We start from the raw sequence: 18,547 nt of genomic DNA, 5'->3' as shown, positions 1-18,547 counted from the left end.
GCGGGGTCTGCCCTTTCGGTACTGCCTTGGGAACAGGACGGGGGTGCGGCCATGATGCGGGCCGGGTCCGCTCGCTACACGGAACCGAGTGCGGCGCTGCGCGCGGCGTGGAAGGCGCGGTACGGGTCGCGGTTGGGGTACGACCAGGGCGCGGGGGTGATGTGGCGCCCGATGCGGTGGAACAGGGCGGCGGCCTCGGCAGTGCGGCCCTCGCAATGCTTCGCGTGGGCAAGGAAGTTGAGGTCGATGCCGGCCCTGGGGTGGTCCTCGCGCTCCCACTCCAGCCACCAGTCGAACGCGGCCCTGATCACCTGGCCGGCCCGGCGGCCGGTCCAGTGCCCGGACGCGGCGGGGTCACCGGGCCGGCCTCCGGCCGCGGCGAGCACCCGGTAGCGCTCGGTGTGGGCGATCAGCGGGAGCAGGGCGAGCGGGGAGTCGGCGGGAGCCCGGGCGGCCGCGGAGGCGGCGAAGTCGTACACCTCGTGCAGCGGGTCGGGGCTCTCGCCGGGGCGGCGTTCCGCGAGGCGGGCGGCCATCAGGTGGTGGGCGTGGTGGTGTTCGGGATGGCGGGCGCGCACTTCCTCGAAGGCCCGCACCGCCTCGTCCTCGGTGCCACGCGCCCGGGCCAGCCGGAGCAGGGCGAGCCAGGGGGTGGGGTCGGCGGGGGCGCGCCCGGCCGCGGTCAGGCAGGCCTGGCGGGCGCGGTCCTCGGACTCCTTGCCGCGCAGGCACTTCTGGACGCCGGCGCAGGCGAACAGGGCCGCGGCATCCGCGCTGTCGGGTTCGGCGAACAGCCACTCGCGGGCCCAGACGGCGCTGGTGGCGGGCTCGGCGAGCACGGTGAGGCGGTGGCCGCGGCGGTCCCAGTCGTCGCCGGTCGCACCGAGCAGCGAGCGGGCCCTGGTCCACCGGCCCTGCGCCAACTGGTCCCGGACCGTGGCGAGTTCGGTGTCGTCGAGGGCCGCGTCGAACGACCGGCTGCCCCATCGGCGGGGGCGGCCGAGCGGGGGCGGAGGCGGGGACATCCGCGTACTTCCTGTGTGGGCGATGCCGCGGTGGGCATAGATGTGCGCTGAACATGTGCGCGATGGTCGCCGACAGCAAAGCGGTACGGGGTGCTCCGCGTCAAGGTCGTTCGGCCCTTGCGCTCCGCCGAACGTGAGCCTTGTTCAAGGGAGTTGAGGGACCGGCGACCGGCATAGGCTGAGCCCATGAGCGAACAACAGCCCCTGCCCGAATTCCTGTTGGCCTTTCCGGGTCCCCTGCGTGACCAACTGGTGTCGGCGGTGCTCAGCGGCGCGAAGACCTCGACGACCGGGCTGCTCGCCGACTACGAGCACGCGGGCGATCCACTGCCGTACGTCGGCGAACGCAGCCGCCTCATCGACTCGGCGGGCGAGGCGGTCGCCGTGATCGAGGTGACCGACGTACGGGTCCTGCCACTGGCCGAGGTCGACCTCCGGCACGCGATCGACGAGGGCGAGGGGGACGAGTCCCTCGCCGGGTGGCGCGCCAACCACGAGAAGTTCTGGCGCAGCCCCGAGATGCTGCAGGCCGTCGGCGACCCGTCGTTCGAGGTCACCGACGAGACCCTGGTCATCGCCACCCGGTTCCGGCTGGTGGAGCGGGTGGACTCACCGGGCGGGTCCTAGGACACCGCCTTCGCCGCCGCCCGTCCCGCCGCCCGTCCCGAGAAGATGCAGCCGCCCAGGAACGTGCCCTCCAGGGAGCGGTAGCCGTGGACGCCTCCGCCGCCGAAGCCGGCCGCCTCCCCCGCCGCATACAGGCCCGGAAGGGGGTCGCCGCCGGCCGTGAGCACGCGGGAGGAGAGGTCGGTCTCCAGGCCGCCGAGCGACTTGCGGGTCAGGATGTGCAGCTTGACCGCGATCAGCGGGCCGGCCTTCGGGTCGAGGATGCGGTGCGGGGTCGCGGTGCGGATGAGCTTGTCGCCGAGGTAGTTGCGCGCCCCTCGGATGGCGGTGACCTGGAGGTCCTTGGTGAACGGGTTGGCGATCTCGCGGTCGCGGGCCACGATCTCGCGGCGCAGCGCGGCCTCGTCGATCAGGGGCTCCTTGGTGAGCGCGTTCATACCGCGCACCAGCGAGGCGAGGTCCTTCTCGACGACGAAGTCGGCGCCGTGGTCCATGAACGCCTTCACCGGGCCCGGCACGTCGGCCCGCGCCCGCCCGATGACGCCCCGTACGGACTTGCCGGTGAGGTCGGGGTTCTGCTCGGAGCCCGACAGCGCGAACTCCTTGCCGATGATCTTCTGGTCGAGCACGAACCACGTGTAGTCGTGGCCGGTCTTCATGATGTGGTCGAGCGTGCCCAGGGTGTCGAAGCCGGGGAAGAGCGGCACGGGCAGCCGGTTGCCGCGCGCGTCCAGCCAGAGCGAGGAGGGGCCGGGCAGGATGCGGATGCCGTGCCGGGCCCAGATCGGGTTCCAGTTCTGGATGCCCTCGGTGTAGTGCCACATCCGGTCGCGGTTGATGTGGTGGGCGCCCGCCTCCTCCGCGATGCCGAGCATGAGGCCGTCGACATGGGCGGGCACACCGGAGAGCATGTACTCGGGCGGGGTGCCGAGCCGCTGGGGCCACTGTGACCTCACGAGGTCGTGGTTGCCTCCGATGCCGCCGCTGGTCACGATGACCGCCTGCGCCGTAAGCTCGAAGGAACCGGTCACGGTCCGGGTGGACGCGGTCCCGCGCGCAGCGCCGGACGGCTCCAGGATCTCGCCGGTCACGGTGTCGACGGCCCCGGCGGTGCGTCCGAGGCCGGTGACCCGGTGCCGGAACCCGAACTGAACAAGCCCCCGGGCGGCGGCCTCCCGCACCCTCCGCTCGAACGGGGCCACGATGCCCGGCCCGGTGCCCCAGGTGATGTGGAAGCGGGGAACGGAGTTGCCATGCCCGTTGGCGTCGTAACCGCCCCGTTCGGCCCAGCCCACCACGGGGAAGAACCGGACTCCCCGGGCGTGCAGCCACGCCCGCTTCTCGCCGGACGCGAAGTCGACGTAGGCCTCGGCCCACTTGCGCGGCCAGTGGTCCTCGTCCCGGTCGAAGCCCGCCGTGCCGTACCAGTCCTGCAGCGCGAGCGCCCGGCTGTCCTTGATCCGCATGCGGCGCTGCTCAGGCGAGTCCACGAGGAAGAGCCCGCCGAAGGACCAATGGGCCTGGCCGCCGAGCGACTGCTCGGGCTCCTGGTCGAGCAGGATCACCTTCTTGCCGGCGTCCGCCAGCTCGGCCGTGGCCACCAGGCCCGCGAGCCCCGCCCCGACCACGATCACATCGGCGTCGTACGCCATGGGCCCGTCACTCCGCTCGTCCGCCAAGTTACCCGTGCGTCAGATCTTCGGCGGGCAGTAACCCGGCGTCAACCGCCCGGCTGCGGGCACCCGGGAGGCATCAGCGCCCCCGGGGCGCTATCGTCGGCCAAGTCAGCGCCCCCCGGCCGTACTTGAGGTGCACCTCGTGTCGGTTCTGGTCCTCGTCCTCGCCGTGAGCGCAGCGTGTTGTCTGGGCTCGGGCTTCGTGCTGCAGCAGAACGCGGCGCAGCACGCCCCTCTCAGCGACTTCATGTCGCCGCGGCTGCTGCTCGACCTGGTGCGGATGCCGCGCTGGCTGGCCGGGATAGGGCTGATGGTGGCGGGCATGGTGCTCAGCGCCCTCGCGCTGGGCTGGGGCGAGGTCTCGCTGGTCGAGCCGCTGGTGGCCACCAATCTGTTCTTCGCGATGTGGCTGTCCAGACTCTGGACCCGCCAGCCGCTGGGCCGCCAGGGCTGGGCGGGGCTCGCGCTGCTCGCGGGCGGGGTGACCGCGTTCATCGTGGCGGGTCAGCCGCACGGCGGTGTCTCGGAGGCGGGGGCGCTGCGGCACTGGCTGATCGTCGGCCTGGTGGTCGGGATCGCGCTGATGCTGGCGGGCCTCGCCAAACACGACCGGCTGAGCGTCGCGGCCCCGGTGATGCTCGCCATCGCCGCGGGCCTGCTGTACGGCCTCCAGGACGCGCTGACCCGGATCAGCGGCCAGCGTCTGTCGGCCGGCGGCTGGCCGGAGCTGATGACGAGCTGGCAGCCGTACGGAGTGATCGCGCTCGGGGTGACCGGTCTGGTCCTGGTCCAGAGCGCCTTCGAGACGGCCCCGCTGCGGATGTCGCTGCCCGCCCTGACGGCTGCCCAGCCGCTCGCGGGGATCGCCTGCGGGGTCGGCTTCCTCGGGGACCGGCTGCGTACCGACGCGGGCGCGCTGGCCTGGGAGGCGGCCGGGCTCGCCGCGATCGTGACGGGGATCGTGCTGCTCGGGCTGCACCCGGCGATGCCGTCGGGCACGGCGCCGCAGCAGGAGGCCCGCGACCTCCAGCCACACTGAGAGGTACTGCGCCCTTCGGTGGTTTCATGGCCCCATGAATCCGGCTGACGAGATCCTGGACATCGTCGACGAGCAGGACACCGTGATCGGGCAGGCCCGGCGCGCCGACGCCTACGCCCGGAACATGCGGCACCGCTGCGTGTTCATCCTGGCCAGAGACGCGGCGGGCCGGATCTTCGTGCACCGCCGCACGCCGGAGAAGCTCGTCTTCCCCTCCCTGTACGACATGTTCGTCGGCGGGGTGGTCGGCGCGGGCGAGTCGTACGACGACGCGGCGCTGCGCGAGGCCGGGGAAGAGCTCGGCGTCTTGGGGCTGCCGCAGCCCGTGCCGCTGTTCAAGTTCCTCTACGAGAACGGCGAGCAGAGCTGGTGGTCGGCCGTGTACGAGGTCCGCTGCGAGTTCCCGGTGAATCCGCAGGTGGAGGAGGTCGCCTGGCACGACTTCCTGCCGCTCGCGGAACTGGAGCGCCGGATCGGGGCGTGGGAGTGGGTGCCGGACGGCCTGGCGGCCTGGCGGCGGCTGCGCGCCTCGGGCATCGATCTGTCCTGAGGGGGTGCCGGGTAGGGTGCGGCGGGTGATCACGATCGTGCAGACCCTGCGGCTGTGGTTCGCGCCCCAGCGCATCGGCGAGGAGGGCGAGACCCCCGACTACCGCTTCTCGCTCGCCAACGAGCGCACCTTCCTGGCCTGGATAAGGACCTCGCTCGCGCTGGTCGGGGGCGGTTTCGCGGTCGACCAGTTCCTGCCCGACCTGCGCTGGGGCGTACGCGTCGCACTCGCCCTCACGCTGCTCGCCGCGGGGGTGCTGTGCGCGCTGCGGGCGGTGAACCACTGGGTGCGCTGCGAGCGGGCCATGCGGCGCGGCGAGGACCTGCCGGTGTCACGGTTCCCCACACTCCTGAGCCTCGCCGTCGCGGTGGTCGCCGTGGTGATGGTGGTGGTCGTCGTCTTCGGCTGGGCCGGCTGATGCCCTCGCCCGTGCCCGCCCGGGACCCGGGGCTCCAGCCGGAGCGGACCCGGCTCGCCTGGCGGCGTACCACGCTGTCCTGCACCGTGGCGGCCGTGCTCGCCGCCAGACAGGCGGTGCACAGCGGGAGTTCACCGCTCGGGCTCGTCGCGCTGACGCTCAGCGGTCTTGTGTGGCTCGGGTTCCTGGCCGTCGCGCACCGCCGCATCCAGACCCTGAGTGACTCCGCCCGGCCCCGGGTTCTCGGGGTGCGCGCCGCGGTCGCCACGGCCGCCTGCACGGTGGCCCTGGCCTGCTTCGCCGTCGCCCTACTGTTCTGACCCCTGCCGCCGGGCTGTTCTCGGCCCGCCTGCCTCCCGTGGGTACGCCGCAATCAGCGGCCCGCTCTGGACGGCATACCGACTGGTCGGTAGCGTGTCTCCGGACAGGACGCCCGACCCCGTTCCGGAGGTGCCGAAGATGAGCACAGTCCCCCCGCCAGGCCTCGACCCGGAGCAGCTGCGGGATTGCCTCGACCGCGTGCGGCCGGGTCTGGTGAGCGGACCGCTCAGCGCCCGGCTGATCGAGGGGGGCCGCTCCAATCTGACGTACGTCGTCACGGACGGGGCCGGCCAGTGGGTCGTGCGACGGCCACCGCTCGGCCATGTGCTCGCCACCGCGCACGACATGAAGCGCGAGCACCGGGTGATCAGCGCCCTGCACCCCACGGCCGTCCCGGTGCCCGAGCCGGTGCTGCTCTGCGAGGACGAGTCGGTCCTCGGCTCGCCGTTCTACGTCATGGAGTACGTGGCCGGGACGCCGTACCGCACCGCCGAACAGCTCGCGCCGCTCGGCGCCGAGCGGACCAGGGCGGCCGTGCTCGCGCTGGTCGACACGCTCGTCGAGCTGCACGCGGTGGACCCCGAGGCCGTCGGGCTCGGCGACTTCGGGCGGCCCGAGGGCTTCCTCGACCGGCAGCTGCGCCGCTGGGGCAAGCAGCTCGACGCCTCCCGCAACCGCGACCTGGCCGGCATCGACGAGCTGCACGCGGCCCTCGGCCGTGACCTTCCCGTCTCGCCCGCCCCGGCCGTCGTCCACGGCGACTACCGCCTCGACAACGTGCTGATCGGCGACGACGACCGGATCAAGGCGGTGCTGGACTGGGAGATGTCCACACTGGGCGACCCGTTGACCGACCTCGGCCTGCTGGTCATGTACAGCGCGAAGCTGGAGGTCCCGGACTCGCCGGTCTCCACCACCGCCGGCGCGGCCGGCCACCCCTCCCCCGCCGAGCTGATCGAACGCTATGCGGCCCGCTCCGGCCGCGACACCTCCGCCATCTCCTGGTACACGGCGTTCGCCTGGTTCAAGCTCGCCGTGATCCTCGAAGGCATCCACTACCGCTACACCCTCGGCCAGACCGTGGGCGCCGGCTTCGACCGCATCGGCGAGCTGGTCCCGGTCTTCATCGAGCACGGCCTCACCACCCTTCAGGAAGGCTGAACGCCCCTCATGGACTTCGCATTCGACGCCCGCACCGAAGAACTGCGGACCAAGCTCCTCGCCTTCATGGACGACTACGTCCACCCCGCCGAGGCGGTCGCCGACGAGCAGCGCGCCCTGCTCGCATCGCCGTGGGACACCCCGCAGGTGGTGGCGGACCTCAAGGCCGAGGCGCGCAGGCAGGGCCTGTGGAACCTGTTCCTGCCCGACGCGGAGTACGGCGCGGGGCTCACCAACCTCCAGTACGCCCCGCTGGCCGAAATCACCGGCCGCTCCCCGCACCTGGCGCCGACCGCCCTCAACTGCGCGGCGCCGGACACCGGGAACATGGAGGTCCTCGCCCAGTTCGGCTCGGACGAGCAGAAGAAGCAGTGGCTGGAGCCGCTGCTCGCCGGGGAGATCCGCTCGGCGTTCGCGATGACCGAGCCCGAGGTGGCCTCCTCCGACGCCACCAACATCGAGACCCGGATCGAGCGCGACGGCGACCAGTACGTCATCACCGGGCGCAAGTGGTACATCTCCGGCGCGATGAACCCGGACTGCAAGATCTTCATCGTGATGGGCAAGACCGATCCGGCGGGCGCCGACGTGCGCCGCCAGCAGTCGATGATCCTGGTCCCGCGCGACACCCCGGGCGTCGAGATCCGCCGCGCCATGCACGTGTACGGCTACGAGGACCACTCCCACGGCGGTCACGCGGAGGTCGTCTTCCACGGCGCCCGGGTGCCCGCGAGCAACCTGGTCGGCGAGGCCGGCGGCGGCTTCGCGATCGCCCAGGCGCGGCTCGGGCCGGGCCGGATCCACCACTGCATGCGGCTGATCGGCATGGCCGAGCGGGCCATCGAGCTGATGTGCCGAAGGGCCGTGTCCCGTACCGCGTTCGGCAAGCCCATCGCCCAGCAGGGCGTGGTCCAGGAGTGGATCGCGGACGCCCGCGTCGCGGTCGAGCAGCTCAGGCTGCTCGTCCTGAAGACGGCCTGGCTGATGGACACCGTGGGCAACCGCGGGGCGCACACCGAGATCCAGGCCATCAAGATCGCCACCCCGCGCACGGTCGTCGACATCATCGACAAGGCGGTCCAGCTGCACGGAGCGGGCGGCGTCAGCCAGGACTTCCCGCTGGCCGAACTCTGGGCCGCGGCAAGGACGTTGAGGCTCGCGGACGGTCCCGACGAGGTCCACCAGCGCTCGCTGGCCCGCCGCGAACTGAAGAAGTACCTGTGACAGAAGTACCTGTAGCGGCCGGGCGGTTCAGGGTCGCAGCGCGCGCAGCAGCAGGTCGGCCAGGTGGTCGGCGACCTGCTGCTCGGTGAGCGGGCCGTCCGGGCGGTACCAGGTGGACAGGTGGTGGACCGAGCCGAAGTGGTAGTCCACCACCAGGTCGGCCGGGGTCGTGGTGGAGAACACCCCGGCGGCCTGCCCCTCTTCGATGAGCGCGCGGAACCGCTCGTGGTAGCGGCGGCGCTCGGCCCGGACCTGCTTGTTCTTCTCCGGGCTCAGGTGGTGCATGGAGCGGAAGAAGATCGCCGCGTCGTCGAGGTTGTCGATGGTGGTCACCACCACGTCGGCGGCCGCCTCGCGCAGCCGCTGCTCGATGGGCTCGTCCGCGTCGGCGAACGCGTCGAGCCGCTCCTGCTGGAGCCGCAGCACCCGGGCGTACACCTCCTGGAGGAGGTCCTCCTTGGAGCCGAAGTAGTGGTAGAGGGCGCCCTTGGTGACGCCCGCCGCTTCGACGATCTCCTGCACGGAGGTCCGGTCGTATCCGTTCTCCGCGAAGAGGCGGGTGGCGGCGGCGAGCAGCCGCTGGGGGACGGGGGTGGTGCCGCTTGTGTCCGTCGCCTTGGCCATCGCCGCCACCTTTCTCTCGTACGTGCGCGAAGCCGTGTGCTGGTCGTGCCGTGCTGGTCGTGTGTGCCGGGAGCTACGCCTGGGTGCGCAGTTCCCGCCTGAGGATCTTCCCACTCGTGGTCTTGGGAAGCTCCGCCAGGATCTCCACCTCGCGCGGGTACTTGTAGGCGGCGAGCCGCTCCTTGCAGTACGCGGCGAGCTCGGCCGGGTCCGCCTCGGCGCCCGGGCGCAGGCTGACGTACGCCTTGATGCTCTCGCCCCGGTACGCGTCGGGGATGCCCACGACGGCCGCCTCGCGGACCGCCGGGTGGGTGTACAGGACGTCCTCGACCTCGCGCGGCCAGACCTTGAACCCGGACGCGTTGATCATGTCCTTCATGCGGTCGACCACGTAGAGCCAGCCGTCGCGGTCCATGAACCCGACGTCGCCGGTACGCAGCTCGCCGTCGGGGAACGCCTCGGCGGTGGCGTCGGGGCGGCGCCAGTAGCCGGGCACGACCTGCGGCCCGCGCACCACGATCTCGCCCTGCTCGCCGAACGGCACCTCATTGCCTTCGAGGTCGACGATCCGCACCACCGTCTCGGGCCCGGGCACACCGACCGAGAGCGTCCCGGAGACGGGGTCGACCGGCGCTTCCTTCTCGGGCGGCACCGAGGCACAGGGGGCGGTGCACTCGGTCAGTCCGTAGCCGTTGCGGATGTACGGCCCGAAGCCCTCGCGGAACTTCTCGACCAGGGCGGGCGGCAGCGGGGCGCCGCCCGACGAGATGACCTGGAAGGACGCGAAGTGCTCCCGGGTGACGCCGGGGGTGGCCGCGAGCGCCATGAAGGCCGTGGAGGGGCCGACCGTATAGGCGGGGCGGTGTTCGGCGAAGGCGTCGAGGACGACACCCGGGTGGAAGCGGTAGGCCAGGATCAGGGTGCCCGCATTGGCGATGCAGGCGGCGAGTTCGCAGACCATGCCGGTGATGTGGAAGAGCGGCGCGAGCGCGAAGTAGCCCGAGCCTTCTGCTATCGGATGTCCAGTGCGCTGCCTCTCCGCGTTGTAGGTGATGCCGCGATGGGTGTTCATCGCGCCTTTGGGGGTGCCGCTGGTGCCTGACGTGTAACTGATCAACGCCGTGTCACCGCCGGAAAGTTCCCGCCCGGAGGGAGCGTCGAGCCCCTGCCGGGCGACGCCGACGAGGTCGTCGGTGTCGCCGGGCGCCGGCACCCGCTCGAAGCCGAGCACTCTCTGGTCATTCTCCGTCTGAAGGTCGAGCTCGCAGGCGGTGAGGGCGATGCGGACCGGTGAGCCGGCGGCGGTGTCGCGCAGATAGTCCTCCCAGGCGCGGTCGGAGCAGATGAGCGCGGCGGCGTCCGAGTCCTTGAGTACGTGCGCGACCTCGCCCGACTTGTACATGGGGTTGAGCGGGACGACGGTGGCCCCGGCCTTCCACGCGCCGAGCAGGGCGATCACGAAGTGCGGGGTGTTCTGCAGCATGAGCGCGACGCGGTCGCCGCGGACCAGGCCCCGGGCGGCGAGGTGGCCGGCCACAGAGTCGGAGAGCGCGTCGGTCTCGGCGTAGCTGAGGCAGCCGTCGAAGTAGGCGAGCGCGGTGCGTCCGGGGGCGCGGGCGACGGCGGCGCGGAAGGAGTGCAGCACCGTCTCGGGCGGGGCGACGTCCGCCCGCTGGGCATCGCTGAGCTGGGCGAGCCAGGGCTTGGCCGCGTAGATCGAGGTCATTCGGCGCTCGTCTCCCACTTCTGCTGAAGGTGGTTCATGCTGGTCAGCCAGCGGTCGGGGGTGGCGGCGCGGGCGGTGTAGTAGTCGGCGACCTCGGGGTGGGGCAGCACGAGGAAGCGGTCGTCGGCCATGGCGGCGAAGAGCGCGTCCGCGACGTCGTCCGGCTCGATGGCGGTGGGCTTGAGCACGAGGTCGCCGGCGGATCCGGTGGCGTCCAGCATGTCGGTGCGCACGCCCTGCGGGCAGATCGCGTGGACCTGGATGCCGCGGTGGCGGTAGGTCAGCGAAAGCCACTCGGCGAAGGCGAGCGCGCCGTGCTTGGTGACGCTGTAGGGGGCCGCGCCAATCATGGTGAGCAGCCCGGCGGCGGAGACGGTGGACACGAACCGCCCGGCACCACGCTCCAGCCAGTCGGGCAGCAGCTCGCGGGCGGCCCTGACGTGGGCCATCACGTTGACGTCCCAGGCCGCGGCCCATACGTCCTCGGGGGCGGACTCCGAACCGCCGGATCCCAGGCCCGCGTTGGCGCAGTAGATGTCGATGGTTCCGCCGAGGGCGTCGCGGGCGTCCCCGACGACGGCGGACGCATCGCCGGGCACGGCCGTCGCACCGATCTCCTCGGCGGTCTTACGGGCCTTGTCCGCGTCCAGGTCGTTGACGACGACCCGGGCGCCCTCCGCCGCGAATCTGCGCGCGAGGGCGGCGCCGATGCCGCCGCCTGCGCCGGTGACGACCACTGCGGCGCCCTGGACCGCCTGTCCCGTGCTCATGGAGACCCGCCTCTCTGCGGTGCCGAATGCCCCGACAGACTAACCAGTCGGTATGTCCCCTGGGAAGGCCCCATCCCCCTGGGGCTGCGCCCCCGGCCCCCGTGGTGTTTCACCCTGCGGGGGGGGGGCGGCTGCGCAGTTCCCCGCGCCCCCTATCGGCTCCGCTGTCGACTGCGGGCAGTACGTGGCCGGTCGCACAGTTCCCCGCGCCCCTAAACCCCTTCGACCGCGCACCGTGCACGGTTGCCGCGCCGTTCCCCGCGCCCTTGGCAGGGCTGGACTTGGCAGGGTGGCCAAGCAGGCGCCCCAGGCCGATCGATGATCACGGACGTCAGCCCACTCCCAGCCTGTCCGGCGATTGAGGACGAGCGCCCTTCAGGCGCGAACGGGGTCTGGGGCGGAGCCCCAGGAACGACCACCGGGCCTCAGCCCAACGACAACCCCCGGCGGGTTTCGGGAAGGGGTGGGGTGCGGCATCCCGGGGTCTGGGGCGGAGCCCCAGGCGTGGCCGCCCTGCCGCGCGCCCGGCGGCCACTACCGTGCGGGGGCATGACGGCCCGTACGAACCCGGAGGTGTACGGATGACCCTGTCCAGACGCGCCCTGCTCGCCGGCACACTCGCGACGGCCCCCCTCACCACCCCCGCCCCCGCCGAACGCCGGCTCCGCACCGGCTTCGCCCGCCTCGCCGCCGACGGCTACGCCCCCCTCGCCGGCCAGAACGTCGGCCTCGTCACCAACCCCACCGGCATCACCCAGGACGTACGCCACATCGTGGACGTCATGCACGCCGACCCCCGCGTGCGCCTGAGCGCCGTCTTCGGCCCCGAGCACGGCTTCCGCGGCACCGCCCAGGCCGGCGGCTCCGAGGGCCGCTCCACCGACCCCGCGACCGGGCTCCCCGTGTACGACACGTACACGAAGAGCGGACAGCCCCTCGCCGACATCTTCAACGCCTCCGCCGTGGACACGATCGTCTTCGACATCCAGGACGTCGGCGCGCGCTTCTACACCTACATCTGGACCCTCTACGACTGCATGGAGGCGGCCGCACTCGCCGGCAAGCGCTTCGTGGTCCTCGACCGCCCCAACCCGGTGACCGGCCGCGCGGCGTACGGCCCGGTCCTCGACCCGGCGTTCGCCACCTTCGTCGGGCGGCGGCCGATCGCGCAGGCACACGGGATGACGGCAGCCGAACTGGCCAGGCTCTTCAACGCCCAATTCCTCAACAGCCAAGTGCGGTTGACCACCGTCGAAATGAGCGGGTGGCGGCGATCCGCCTTCTTCGACGACACCGGGCTCCCCTGGGTGCCGCCCAGCCCCAACATGCCCACCCCTGACACCGCTCTCGCCTACGCCGGCACCTGCCTCTTCGAGGGCACCAACCTGTCGGAGGGGCGCGGCACGACTCGGCCGTTCGAGCTGCTCGGCGCGGAGGGAATCGACGGCAAGTGGGCCGCCGCGCTCAATGAACTCGCCCTGCCCGGCGTCCGGTTCCGCGAGGCCTACTTCGCACCGACCTTCTCCAAGTTCGAGGGGAGGACCGTCGGAGGGGTCCAACTCCACGTACACCAGCGGGAGTTGTTCGATCCCGTACGCACCGGAGTCGCCCTCCTCGTGACCGCCAAGCGGGTCTGGCGCGGTTTCGCCTGGCGTCCGGACCACTGGATCGACAAGCTCACGGGCTCGGCCCTGGTCCGCACGATGGTCGACGCGGGCGCCGGGACCGACGAGGTCGTCGCCGCCTGGCAGCCGGGGCTCGCGACGTTCCGGACCGTACGCCGGAAATACCTGATGTACGACTGATGCGAGTGAGCCGAACCGGAGTCGCAGGCTCTCCCCTGTCACGCATATGGCCAGCTCCGCAGCGCGGCGGGACGATGGGTGGCGCTCATCGTCGAGCGGACCGGAGGTCGGGCCATGACGGACATCGGAGTCGAGCCGTACCAGGAGATCACCTTCGACGCGGACGGCGACGCGAATCCCGCCGAGCGCACGGCCCTGACCGGCGTGGACGCCACGGACCTGGTGCTGTTCTGCCACGGCTGGAACAACACCCCGTCGGCGGCCCGGAGTCTGTACCAGGCGTTCTTCGCGCCGTTTCCCGCGCTGCTCGCGGGCTCGCCCCAGGTGCGGCTCGGGTACGGGGGCGTGATCTGGCCGTCGATCCGCTTCACCGACGAGACCATCCCGAACTATCCGCACGCAACGGCGGACGCCCCCGGCCCCGGGCTCGACGACGAGACCGTCTCGGCGCTCAAGGGCTTCTTCGCCGGCCAGGACGCGACCGTCGACCGGATCGCCGCCCACCTCGCCGGGCAGCCCGACTCCGAGGAGGCGTTCAACGACTTCGGGCGGCTGACCCGGCAGCTGGTGACGACGGCCGCCACGAGCGGGGCCGGGGCCGTCGGCGATCTGGCGGTGGAGGACGGACCCGGCGCCTCGCCCGCGATTCTGACGGATGACGTCCTGGCGCTGTGCCAGAAGTTCACGGCCGCGCTCGCCGTCACCGGCATGGACGTGCAGCCGGGACCGCCCGGGCCCTCGTTCTCGATCGGCGGCTCCCTCAAGCACCTGTGGGACGGCGCGAAGGAAGTGCTGCGCCAGACGACCTACTACGAGATGAAGCGCCGGGCGGGCAAGGTGGGGCAGCTCGGCCTCGGTCCGCTGATCGGTCAACTGGCCGACACAAGGCCCGAGTTGCGCGTGCACCTCGTCGGCCACAGCCAGGGCGCGCGCGTGGTCTCGTTCGCGCTGAAGGGGCTGCCCGCGGGCGCGCGCAACGTGAAGTCGGTGACGCTGCTCGAAGGGGCCTTCTCGCACTACGCCTTCGCCGAGCACCTGCCCGACGGCCTCTCGGGAGCGGGCGCGCTGAGCGACGCGCAGGGCCGGATCGACGGCCCGGTCGTCTCCTGCTACTCGCACTTGGACACCGCGCTCGGCGTCATCTACCCGCTGGCGTCCGCCCTTTCCGGGGACTACGCGAGCGCACTGCCCGGCCTGGACAAGCGGTGGTGGGCGATCGGCCACGACGGCATCCAGGCCGTCAGCCCCTGCACCACGCTCACGCTGGCCGAGGCGCTGCGCGACGGGGTGCCGGATTCGGGCTGCGTCAGCGTGGACGCGGCCGCGGTGGTGAAGGACGGCGGGCCGCCCTCGGGTGCGCACAGCGACATCTGCCACCCAGAGCTCGCCCAGGTGGTGCTGGCCGCGGGCCGGATCGGCAGGACCTGACCCGCGGCCGTTCACGCGCTAGCGATGGCTGGGGAACTCGACGACCTGCTGGTAGGTCGGCCGGTTCTGCCAGTTGACCGCGGACTGGGTGATGCCGCCGAGCGGGCGCTGCACGATGCTGTCGGCGCACCACTGGTCGCCGGCCGCGCAGCCGGCGTCACCCGGGTAGACCTGGGCCGGGGTCTTGGCCGCGGCCTGCTTGAGCGTGCCGAGCAGGCTGTCGCGGCAGGCGTCGAGCTTGCCGTCGCCGCAGTAGGCGCGGGCCAGCGGCCCCTGCACCGGCTCGCCGAGGACCGTACGCAGATCCTTGTCGGCGTAGCTCCACCAGCCGTACTGGAAGGCGGACCCGGCGTGCGCGCCGGTCGGGCCGTGCCCGGCCGAGGGCGATTCGTCGATGCCGAGGTTGGCGGTCAGGGCGTTGTAGAGCGGGTCGCCGAGCCCTGGGCGGAACTCGGCCTCGACGAGCAGCGGCCACCAGGCGTCCATCAGGCGCACCGCGTCGGGGTGGGTGTAGGTGTGCGAGCCCTGCGAGGTCTCGCGCCGCTGGGCGCCGTCGGCCTGCCAGGCCTCCAACTGCTGTACCGACGTGGCCAGTTGGGGGTCGGTGATCGGCGCACTGCGCAGCACCTTGAGGAGCTCGGGCAGCACGTCCTCGCCGCGCAGGTCGGTGACGGCGGCCTGGGCCATGGCCCGGGTGAGCGAGGAGCGGGTGACGCCGCCCTGGGCGACCAACGCCTTCACGCGGTCGTCGAGGAGGTTGGCGCGGTGCACGGAGCCGTCGCCGAAGCCTGCCGTGGAGTAGTCCTTGGCCTGCTTGTTGTTCCAGGAGACGTAGTAGTCCTGGCCGATCGACTGGGGGTGCTGGGCGGGCGGTGTGTAGGCCGCCGTGTTGGCGGCCGGGTCGAAGCCCTGCCACTCATAGGCCTGCTCCGCCTTGACGGGCAGCGAGGCGTCGACGTTCGGATTGCGGGCCGGGTTCAGGCCGCTGTTGTAGTAGGCGGCGGTGCGGGAGTCCGCGTAGAACCAGTTGAAGGTGTAGTCGACGTGCTGGGCCGCCTCCTGGAAGGTCTTGGCGTCCTTGACGTAGGTGGGGTCGTTCATCATCTGGAAGCCGATGATCGAGTCGGCGTCGTGACGATAGGTGGAGCGCAGTGAGGTGTACGCGACGGGCTTGCCGCCGACGGTGGCGCGGGCGGTGACGATGCCGTAGTTGGTGCGCCACACCTGCATCCGGTAGGAACCGGCCGCCGTATTGTCGGCGACCGTCGGCTTCCAGGCGTTGGCCTTCTCCAGCTTCTCCATCGGGGTGCACACGCCCCGGTAGAGATAGTGGGTGGCGTCCTGGCAGAGCTCGACCGCGTACGTGTCGGTGATGTCCTGGCCCGCCGAGGTGGCCGACCAGGCGTAGTCCTGGCCGCGGCCGAGCTGGACATACATGCCGACCCCGGCGAAGGAGGCGCCCCGGGCGCTGATGCCGGGGCCCTGGATCTCCTGGAGCATCAGCAACTGTGGCGCGAAATAGCCGGTTTGGGGGCCGAACACCGCTACAGGGTTGCCGCTGGCGGTGTGCGAGCCCGACACCACGAGGGCGTTGGACATGCCGCGCGGCTTGCCGAGGTCGATGCCGGGCAGCGCGCCGTTGTCGTACACGCCCTTCAATGGCTTGAGCTGCTTGGGAACCTTCACGTCCGCCTTGGCATGGGTGTTCGCCGAGCCGGTGCGGTCGTAGACGAGCTGTTCGGGGACGACCGTGCCGGGGTCGGGCATGGCGGCGCCCTGGGCGTTGGCGGGCTTGCCCGCGTACGGGAAGCTGGTGCCGTCGTGGACGGTGAGCACGGACTCGGGGTCGTTGCGCTCGCGGAAGGACTCCCAGACCTTGGTGCCCTCGGCCACGCCGTACTTGGCCTGCGCGGCCTGGAGCGAGAGCGCGGCCTGCACCTCGCCTCCCCCGCCGCCGCCGAAGAGCCCGCCCACTACGGAGGCGAGCGCGATCAGGTCGGTGAGCTTGAAGGGCTGGATCTCCCCGACGTTCGTAATGGAGTCGATCTTGCCGGTGAGGACGTACTCACCGGGGAAGTAGCGGCCGTCCTTGGACTGCTTGGCGTAGGCGTTGATGCCGTCGACGTACGCCTGGGCATCGGCCATGGCCTGCTCGCCGCGGGCCCCGTTGGTGGTGCGGATGCGGTCGACCTGCGCCTGGAGATCGGCCTCGGTGTACGGGGCCTGCGGCCAGAACTCCTGCTCAAGTCCCTGGTTGGCGAGGGCGCCGCCCGCGAAGGAGGTGAGCTCGCCGCGCCCGATGTGGCGGAAGAGGTCCATGAGCCAGAGCCGGTCCTGCCCGGCCGCGTACCCGGCGCCGTACTCGGTGCCGTACCGCGTGGTGCCCTTGATGTGCGGCACGCCCGTCGCCTTGTCCCGGGTGATGGTGACGTCGGGGCGGGGCGAGGCCGTGGACTCCGCCTGCCCGTTCGGGACGCCGAAGGAGGCGTCGTTGAAGAAGCTGTTGAGCTTGTCGTCGGTGAGCGAGGACTGGCCTGCGACCAGGGCGTCGTACTTGCCGAGCTCGTCGTTGCTGTGCGCGGGGTGGGTCCCGAACACCTTGTTCCCGAGGATCTCGACAAGGGTGGCGTTGCCGTTGGCGCCGGGCGGCAGGATGTCGGAGCACTGCCCCTGGCAGTGGTCGCCGTCCGCGGGCTCGGCCGCGCCGGCCGGGACCGCGGGACCGAGCAGGGCGGCGGACAGGGCGATGACGGTGGCGGCGCAGGCGGCGGCTCTGCCGCGCCCGATGCCCGTCACGAGTCGAAGTCTGCTGTGTTTCCTGGCTGTTGTGAGCCTTGCGGTGCGTCGTCGCATGCGCGCTCCTAGTGGGGGCCGATGCGCGGGAGGCTACTTGGGGTAACACCGCACCGTAAGGTGAACATGCGTCACCTTCTCGGAATCCCCACACGCCCGCCCGACCGGCTCCGCGATCACGGCGGGACGGCTCCGGAAGCTGTGCCCTTTCGGCCTCCGTCGGCACGCGTATTCCTTCCGGACTCCGCAGGGTTATGTGGGACGGTCGAATACGAGCCGTGCCGTTGGTGCCCAAGTGGCCATGGGGGCCAAACCGGTTGAAGGGATTCCGGATGTGGCGGAGCGCCTGATGGGGGCTGATCCTTTGCCGGCCTCGGCACTTCCCCGGCACCGCCACAGCCTGGCCTCTTCGACCGTTCCAGCAGGTCGGCGGGGGGAAGGGTCCATATGGGCCACGTTCTGAGGAGTTCATGAGAATGGGATTCCAACGGTTGGGACAGGGTAGGCGAATCCCCCGTAATGGACGCCATCGGAATTTCGATGGAGCCGGATCGCCTTCGGGTACGTCCATTCCTCGACGCCGAAGTACGAGCGACGGAGGTGGCAGGGCCATGGCTGGTTTCCGCAGTCTGGCGAGACAGGTGCGCGACCCGAGGAACGACCTCGCGTTGCGGCGCTATTCGCTGCGCAAGTGTCTGGAGCGGTTCGCCCCCTACGGGCATCGGGCGACCTGGGACCATCTGTGCGGCAGGCACCGCATCGGACCCGAGGACCGGGCACCCGATCCGGCGCGGCTGGTGGCCGCACTGGAGGAGCTGGAGGCGGCCAGAGCCGTCTGGCTCGCCTACGAAGTGGAGTTCGCTGCGCGCAGGAAGCGCGAGAAGCACGCGGGGCTGCGGCGCCCGGGCTCCTTCGACGACTGGCACCGGCGCACCTGGGGCGGTTTCGGGGTGGCCTGGTGCGACGATCCCACGACACATCCCACCGAGCCGCTGGCCGAGGTGCTCGGCCGCATGATCGCGGCACTGCGGGCCGCGCCCGGCACGGTGTGCCCGGTGTGCGGGGGAAGCCGGCTGGTGTGGAACCAGGATCTCACCCACGAGCCGTGGTTCGGAACGGTCTGCTCGGGCTGCGGAATTCTGGTGCCGCGCCCGGTACTGACCTCCGAGGCGGTGGCACGGGCCAAGGCGGCACGGCGCGGAGAACTGGCATCGGTGGCGTGAGCGGCGCGGGGGCGAGCCGACTCTCCCCCGCGTTGTCAGAGGGCCTCGCGCTGCCTGAGGGCCCCGCATTGTCGGAGCGCCCCGCGTTGCCGGAGGACTTTTCATCGACAGTGGCGCCCGCGTTGTCAGTGGGCTCT

The 18,547-nt window shown here is 71.6% G+C and carries 16 protein-coding genes; 10 read left to right on the top strand and 6 right to left on the bottom strand.

Annotation, left to right across the window (positions count from 1 at the left end; translation table 11 throughout):
• Positions 1–74: 74 nt before the first annotated feature.
• On the bottom strand, positions 75–1,025 hold the full coding sequence (locus tag ACSHXC_RS30735) for a hypothetical protein (protein WP_438294677.1): 951 nt from the start codon (positions 1,023–1,025) through the stop codon (positions 75–77).
• 186 nt (positions 1,026–1,211) lie between these two features.
• Between ACSHXC_RS30735 and ACSHXC_RS30730 the strand changes: the two genes are divergently transcribed.
• Positions 1,212–1,652 carry an ASCH domain-containing protein gene (locus tag ACSHXC_RS30730; protein ID WP_438294676.1) on the top strand — a complete coding sequence of 147 codons (441 nt, stop codon included), beginning with the start codon at positions 1,212–1,214 and terminating at the stop codon, positions 1,650–1,652.
• On the opposite strand, the gene ACSHXC_RS30725 is transcribed toward ACSHXC_RS30730, so the two are convergent.
• Positions 1,649–3,304 carry an FAD-binding dehydrogenase gene (locus ACSHXC_RS30725; protein ID WP_438294675.1) on the bottom strand — a complete coding sequence of 552 codons (1,656 nt, stop codon included), beginning with the start codon at positions 3,302–3,304 and terminating at the stop codon, positions 1,649–1,651. The two genes, ACSHXC_RS30730 and ACSHXC_RS30725, sit on opposite strands and share 4 nt — an antisense overlap.
• Before the next feature lie 166 nt (positions 3,305–3,470).
• Here ACSHXC_RS30725 and ACSHXC_RS30720 point away from each other — a divergent pair, with 166 nt between their 5' ends.
• From ACSHXC_RS30720 to ACSHXC_RS30695, 6 genes are all read left to right on the top strand, one after another.
• The gene (locus ACSHXC_RS30720; protein ID WP_438294674.1) at positions 3,471–4,367 is read left to right on the top strand and encodes a DMT family transporter; all 897 of its coding nucleotides are present in this window, start codon (positions 3,471–3,473) and stop codon (positions 4,365–4,367) included.
• Between the two features lie 34 nt (positions 4,368–4,401).
• Positions 4,402–4,917, top strand: coding sequence for an NUDIX hydrolase (locus tag ACSHXC_RS30715; protein ID WP_438294673.1), 516 nt, complete (start codon positions 4,402–4,404; stop codon positions 4,915–4,917).
• 25 nt (positions 4,918–4,942) lie between these two features.
• Positions 4,943–5,335: a YidH family protein gene (locus tag ACSHXC_RS30710; RefSeq protein ID WP_438294672.1), complete on the top strand. Its 393-nt coding sequence runs from the start codon at positions 4,943–4,945 to the stop codon at positions 5,333–5,335.
• The gene (locus ACSHXC_RS30705; protein ID WP_438294671.1) at positions 5,335–5,655 is read left to right on the top strand and encodes a DUF202 domain-containing protein; all 321 of its coding nucleotides are present in this window, start codon (positions 5,335–5,337) and stop codon (positions 5,653–5,655) included. The genes ACSHXC_RS30710 and ACSHXC_RS30705 overlap by 1 nt, the downstream gene beginning before the upstream one ends.
• A gap of 139 nt (positions 5,656–5,794) precedes the next feature.
• Positions 5,795–6,817 carry a phosphotransferase family protein gene (locus tag ACSHXC_RS30700; protein ID WP_438294670.1) on the top strand — a complete coding sequence of 341 codons (1,023 nt, stop codon included), beginning with the start codon at positions 5,795–5,797 and terminating at the stop codon, positions 6,815–6,817.
• Positions 6,818–6,826: 9 nt separating this feature from the next.
• A complete protein-coding gene (locus ACSHXC_RS30695; protein ID WP_438294669.1) occupies positions 6,827–8,041 on the top strand; it encodes an acyl-CoA dehydrogenase family protein in 1,215 nt (404 codons plus the stop codon).
• A gap of 27 nt (positions 8,042–8,068) precedes the next feature.
• Here ACSHXC_RS30695 and ACSHXC_RS30690 read toward each other — a convergent pair whose 3' ends face one another.
• The 3 genes from ACSHXC_RS30690 to ACSHXC_RS30680 form a co-directional block, all read right to left on the bottom strand.
• Complete coding sequence (locus ACSHXC_RS30690; RefSeq protein WP_438294668.1) at positions 8,069–8,665, bottom strand: TetR/AcrR family transcriptional regulator; 597 nt, start codon at positions 8,663–8,665, stop codon at positions 8,069–8,071.
• A 73-nt stretch (positions 8,666–8,738) separates the two neighbouring features.
• Positions 8,739–10,391 carry a class I adenylate-forming enzyme family protein gene (locus tag ACSHXC_RS30685; protein ID WP_438294667.1) on the bottom strand — a complete coding sequence of 551 codons (1,653 nt, stop codon included), beginning with the start codon at positions 10,389–10,391 and terminating at the stop codon, positions 8,739–8,741.
• Positions 10,388–11,161, bottom strand: a complete 774-nt coding sequence (locus ACSHXC_RS30680) for an SDR family oxidoreductase (RefSeq protein WP_438294666.1) — start codon at positions 11,159–11,161, stop codon at positions 10,388–10,390. The genes ACSHXC_RS30685 and ACSHXC_RS30680 overlap by 4 nt, the downstream gene beginning before the upstream one ends.
• 581 nt (positions 11,162–11,742) lie before the next feature.
• Here ACSHXC_RS30680 and ACSHXC_RS30675 point away from each other — a divergent pair.
• Both ACSHXC_RS30675 and ACSHXC_RS30670 read left to right on the top strand, forming a co-directional pair.
• Positions 11,743–12,966 (top strand): exo-beta-N-acetylmuramidase NamZ family protein, encoded by a 1,224-nt coding sequence (locus ACSHXC_RS30675; protein ID WP_438294665.1) that lies wholly within the window; start codon positions 11,743–11,745, stop codon positions 12,964–12,966.
• A gap of 114 nt (positions 12,967–13,080) precedes the next feature.
• Positions 13,081–14,394: a serine-threonine protein kinase gene (locus ACSHXC_RS30670; protein WP_438294664.1), complete on the top strand. Its 1,314-nt coding sequence runs from the start codon at positions 13,081–13,083 to the stop codon at positions 14,392–14,394.
• An 18-nt stretch (positions 14,395–14,412) separates the two neighbouring features.
• On the opposite strand, the gene ACSHXC_RS30665 is transcribed toward ACSHXC_RS30670, so the two are convergent.
• Positions 14,413–17,247 carry a penicillin acylase family protein gene (locus ACSHXC_RS30665; RefSeq protein ID WP_438294663.1) on the bottom strand — a complete coding sequence of 945 codons (2,835 nt, stop codon included), beginning with the start codon at positions 17,245–17,247 and terminating at the stop codon, positions 14,413–14,415.
• 551 nt (positions 17,248–17,798) lie between these two features.
• Here ACSHXC_RS30665 and ACSHXC_RS30660 point away from each other — a divergent pair.
• Positions 17,799–18,410: a hypothetical protein gene (locus ACSHXC_RS30660; protein WP_438294662.1), complete on the top strand. Its 612-nt coding sequence runs from the start codon at positions 17,799–17,801 to the stop codon at positions 18,408–18,410.
• Positions 18,411–18,547: the final 137 nt, after the last annotated feature.

It is taken from the genome of Streptomyces sp. HUAS TT7, from assembly GCF_051550175.1.
In the GTDB taxonomy this organism is placed as follows: Bacteria; Actinomycetota; Actinomycetes; order Streptomycetales; family Streptomycetaceae; genus Streptomyces.
This window is presented reverse-complemented; position numbering and strand designations above follow the sequence as displayed.

Coding starts and splice junctions, on each gene's coding strand:
- ACSHXC_RS30735 (WP_438294677.1), bottom strand. CDS start 1,025: ATGTCCCCGCCTCCGCCCCCGCTCGGCCGCCCCCGCCGATGGGGCAGC.
- ACSHXC_RS30730 (WP_438294676.1), top strand. CDS start 1,212: ATGAGCGAACAACAGCCCCTGCCCGAATTCCTGTTGGCCTTTCCGGGT.
- ACSHXC_RS30725 (WP_438294675.1), bottom strand. CDS start 3,304: ATGGCGTACGACGCCGATGTGATCGTGGTCGGGGCGGGGCTCGCGGGC.
- ACSHXC_RS30715 (WP_438294673.1), top strand. CDS start 4,402: ATGAATCCGGCTGACGAGATCCTGGACATCGTCGACGAGCAGGACACC.
- ACSHXC_RS30705 (WP_438294671.1), top strand. CDS start 5,335: ATGCCCTCGCCCGTGCCCGCCCGGGACCCGGGGCTCCAGCCGGAGCGG.
- ACSHXC_RS30700 (WP_438294670.1), top strand. CDS start 5,795: ATGAGCACAGTCCCCCCGCCAGGCCTCGACCCGGAGCAGCTGCGGGAT.
- ACSHXC_RS30695 (WP_438294669.1), top strand. CDS start 6,827: ATGGACTTCGCATTCGACGCCCGCACCGAAGAACTGCGGACCAAGCTC.
- ACSHXC_RS30690 (WP_438294668.1), bottom strand. CDS start 8,665: ATGGCCAAGGCGACGGACACAAGCGGCACCACCCCCGTCCCCCAGCGG.
- ACSHXC_RS30685 (WP_438294667.1), bottom strand. CDS start 10,391: ATGACCTCGATCTACGCGGCCAAGCCCTGGCTCGCCCAGCTCAGCGAT.
- ACSHXC_RS30680 (WP_438294666.1), bottom strand. CDS start 11,161: ATGAGCACGGGACAGGCGGTCCAGGGCGCCGCAGTGGTCGTCACCGGC.
- ACSHXC_RS30675 (WP_438294665.1), top strand. CDS start 11,743: ATGACCCTGTCCAGACGCGCCCTGCTCGCCGGCACACTCGCGACGGCC.
- ACSHXC_RS30670 (WP_438294664.1), top strand. CDS start 13,081: ATGACGGACATCGGAGTCGAGCCGTACCAGGAGATCACCTTCGACGCG.
- ACSHXC_RS30665 (WP_438294663.1), bottom strand. CDS start 17,247: ATGCGACGACGCACCGCAAGGCTCACAACAGCCAGGAAACACAGCAGA.
- ACSHXC_RS30660 (WP_438294662.1), top strand. CDS start 17,799: ATGGCTGGTTTCCGCAGTCTGGCGAGACAGGTGCGCGACCCGAGGAAC.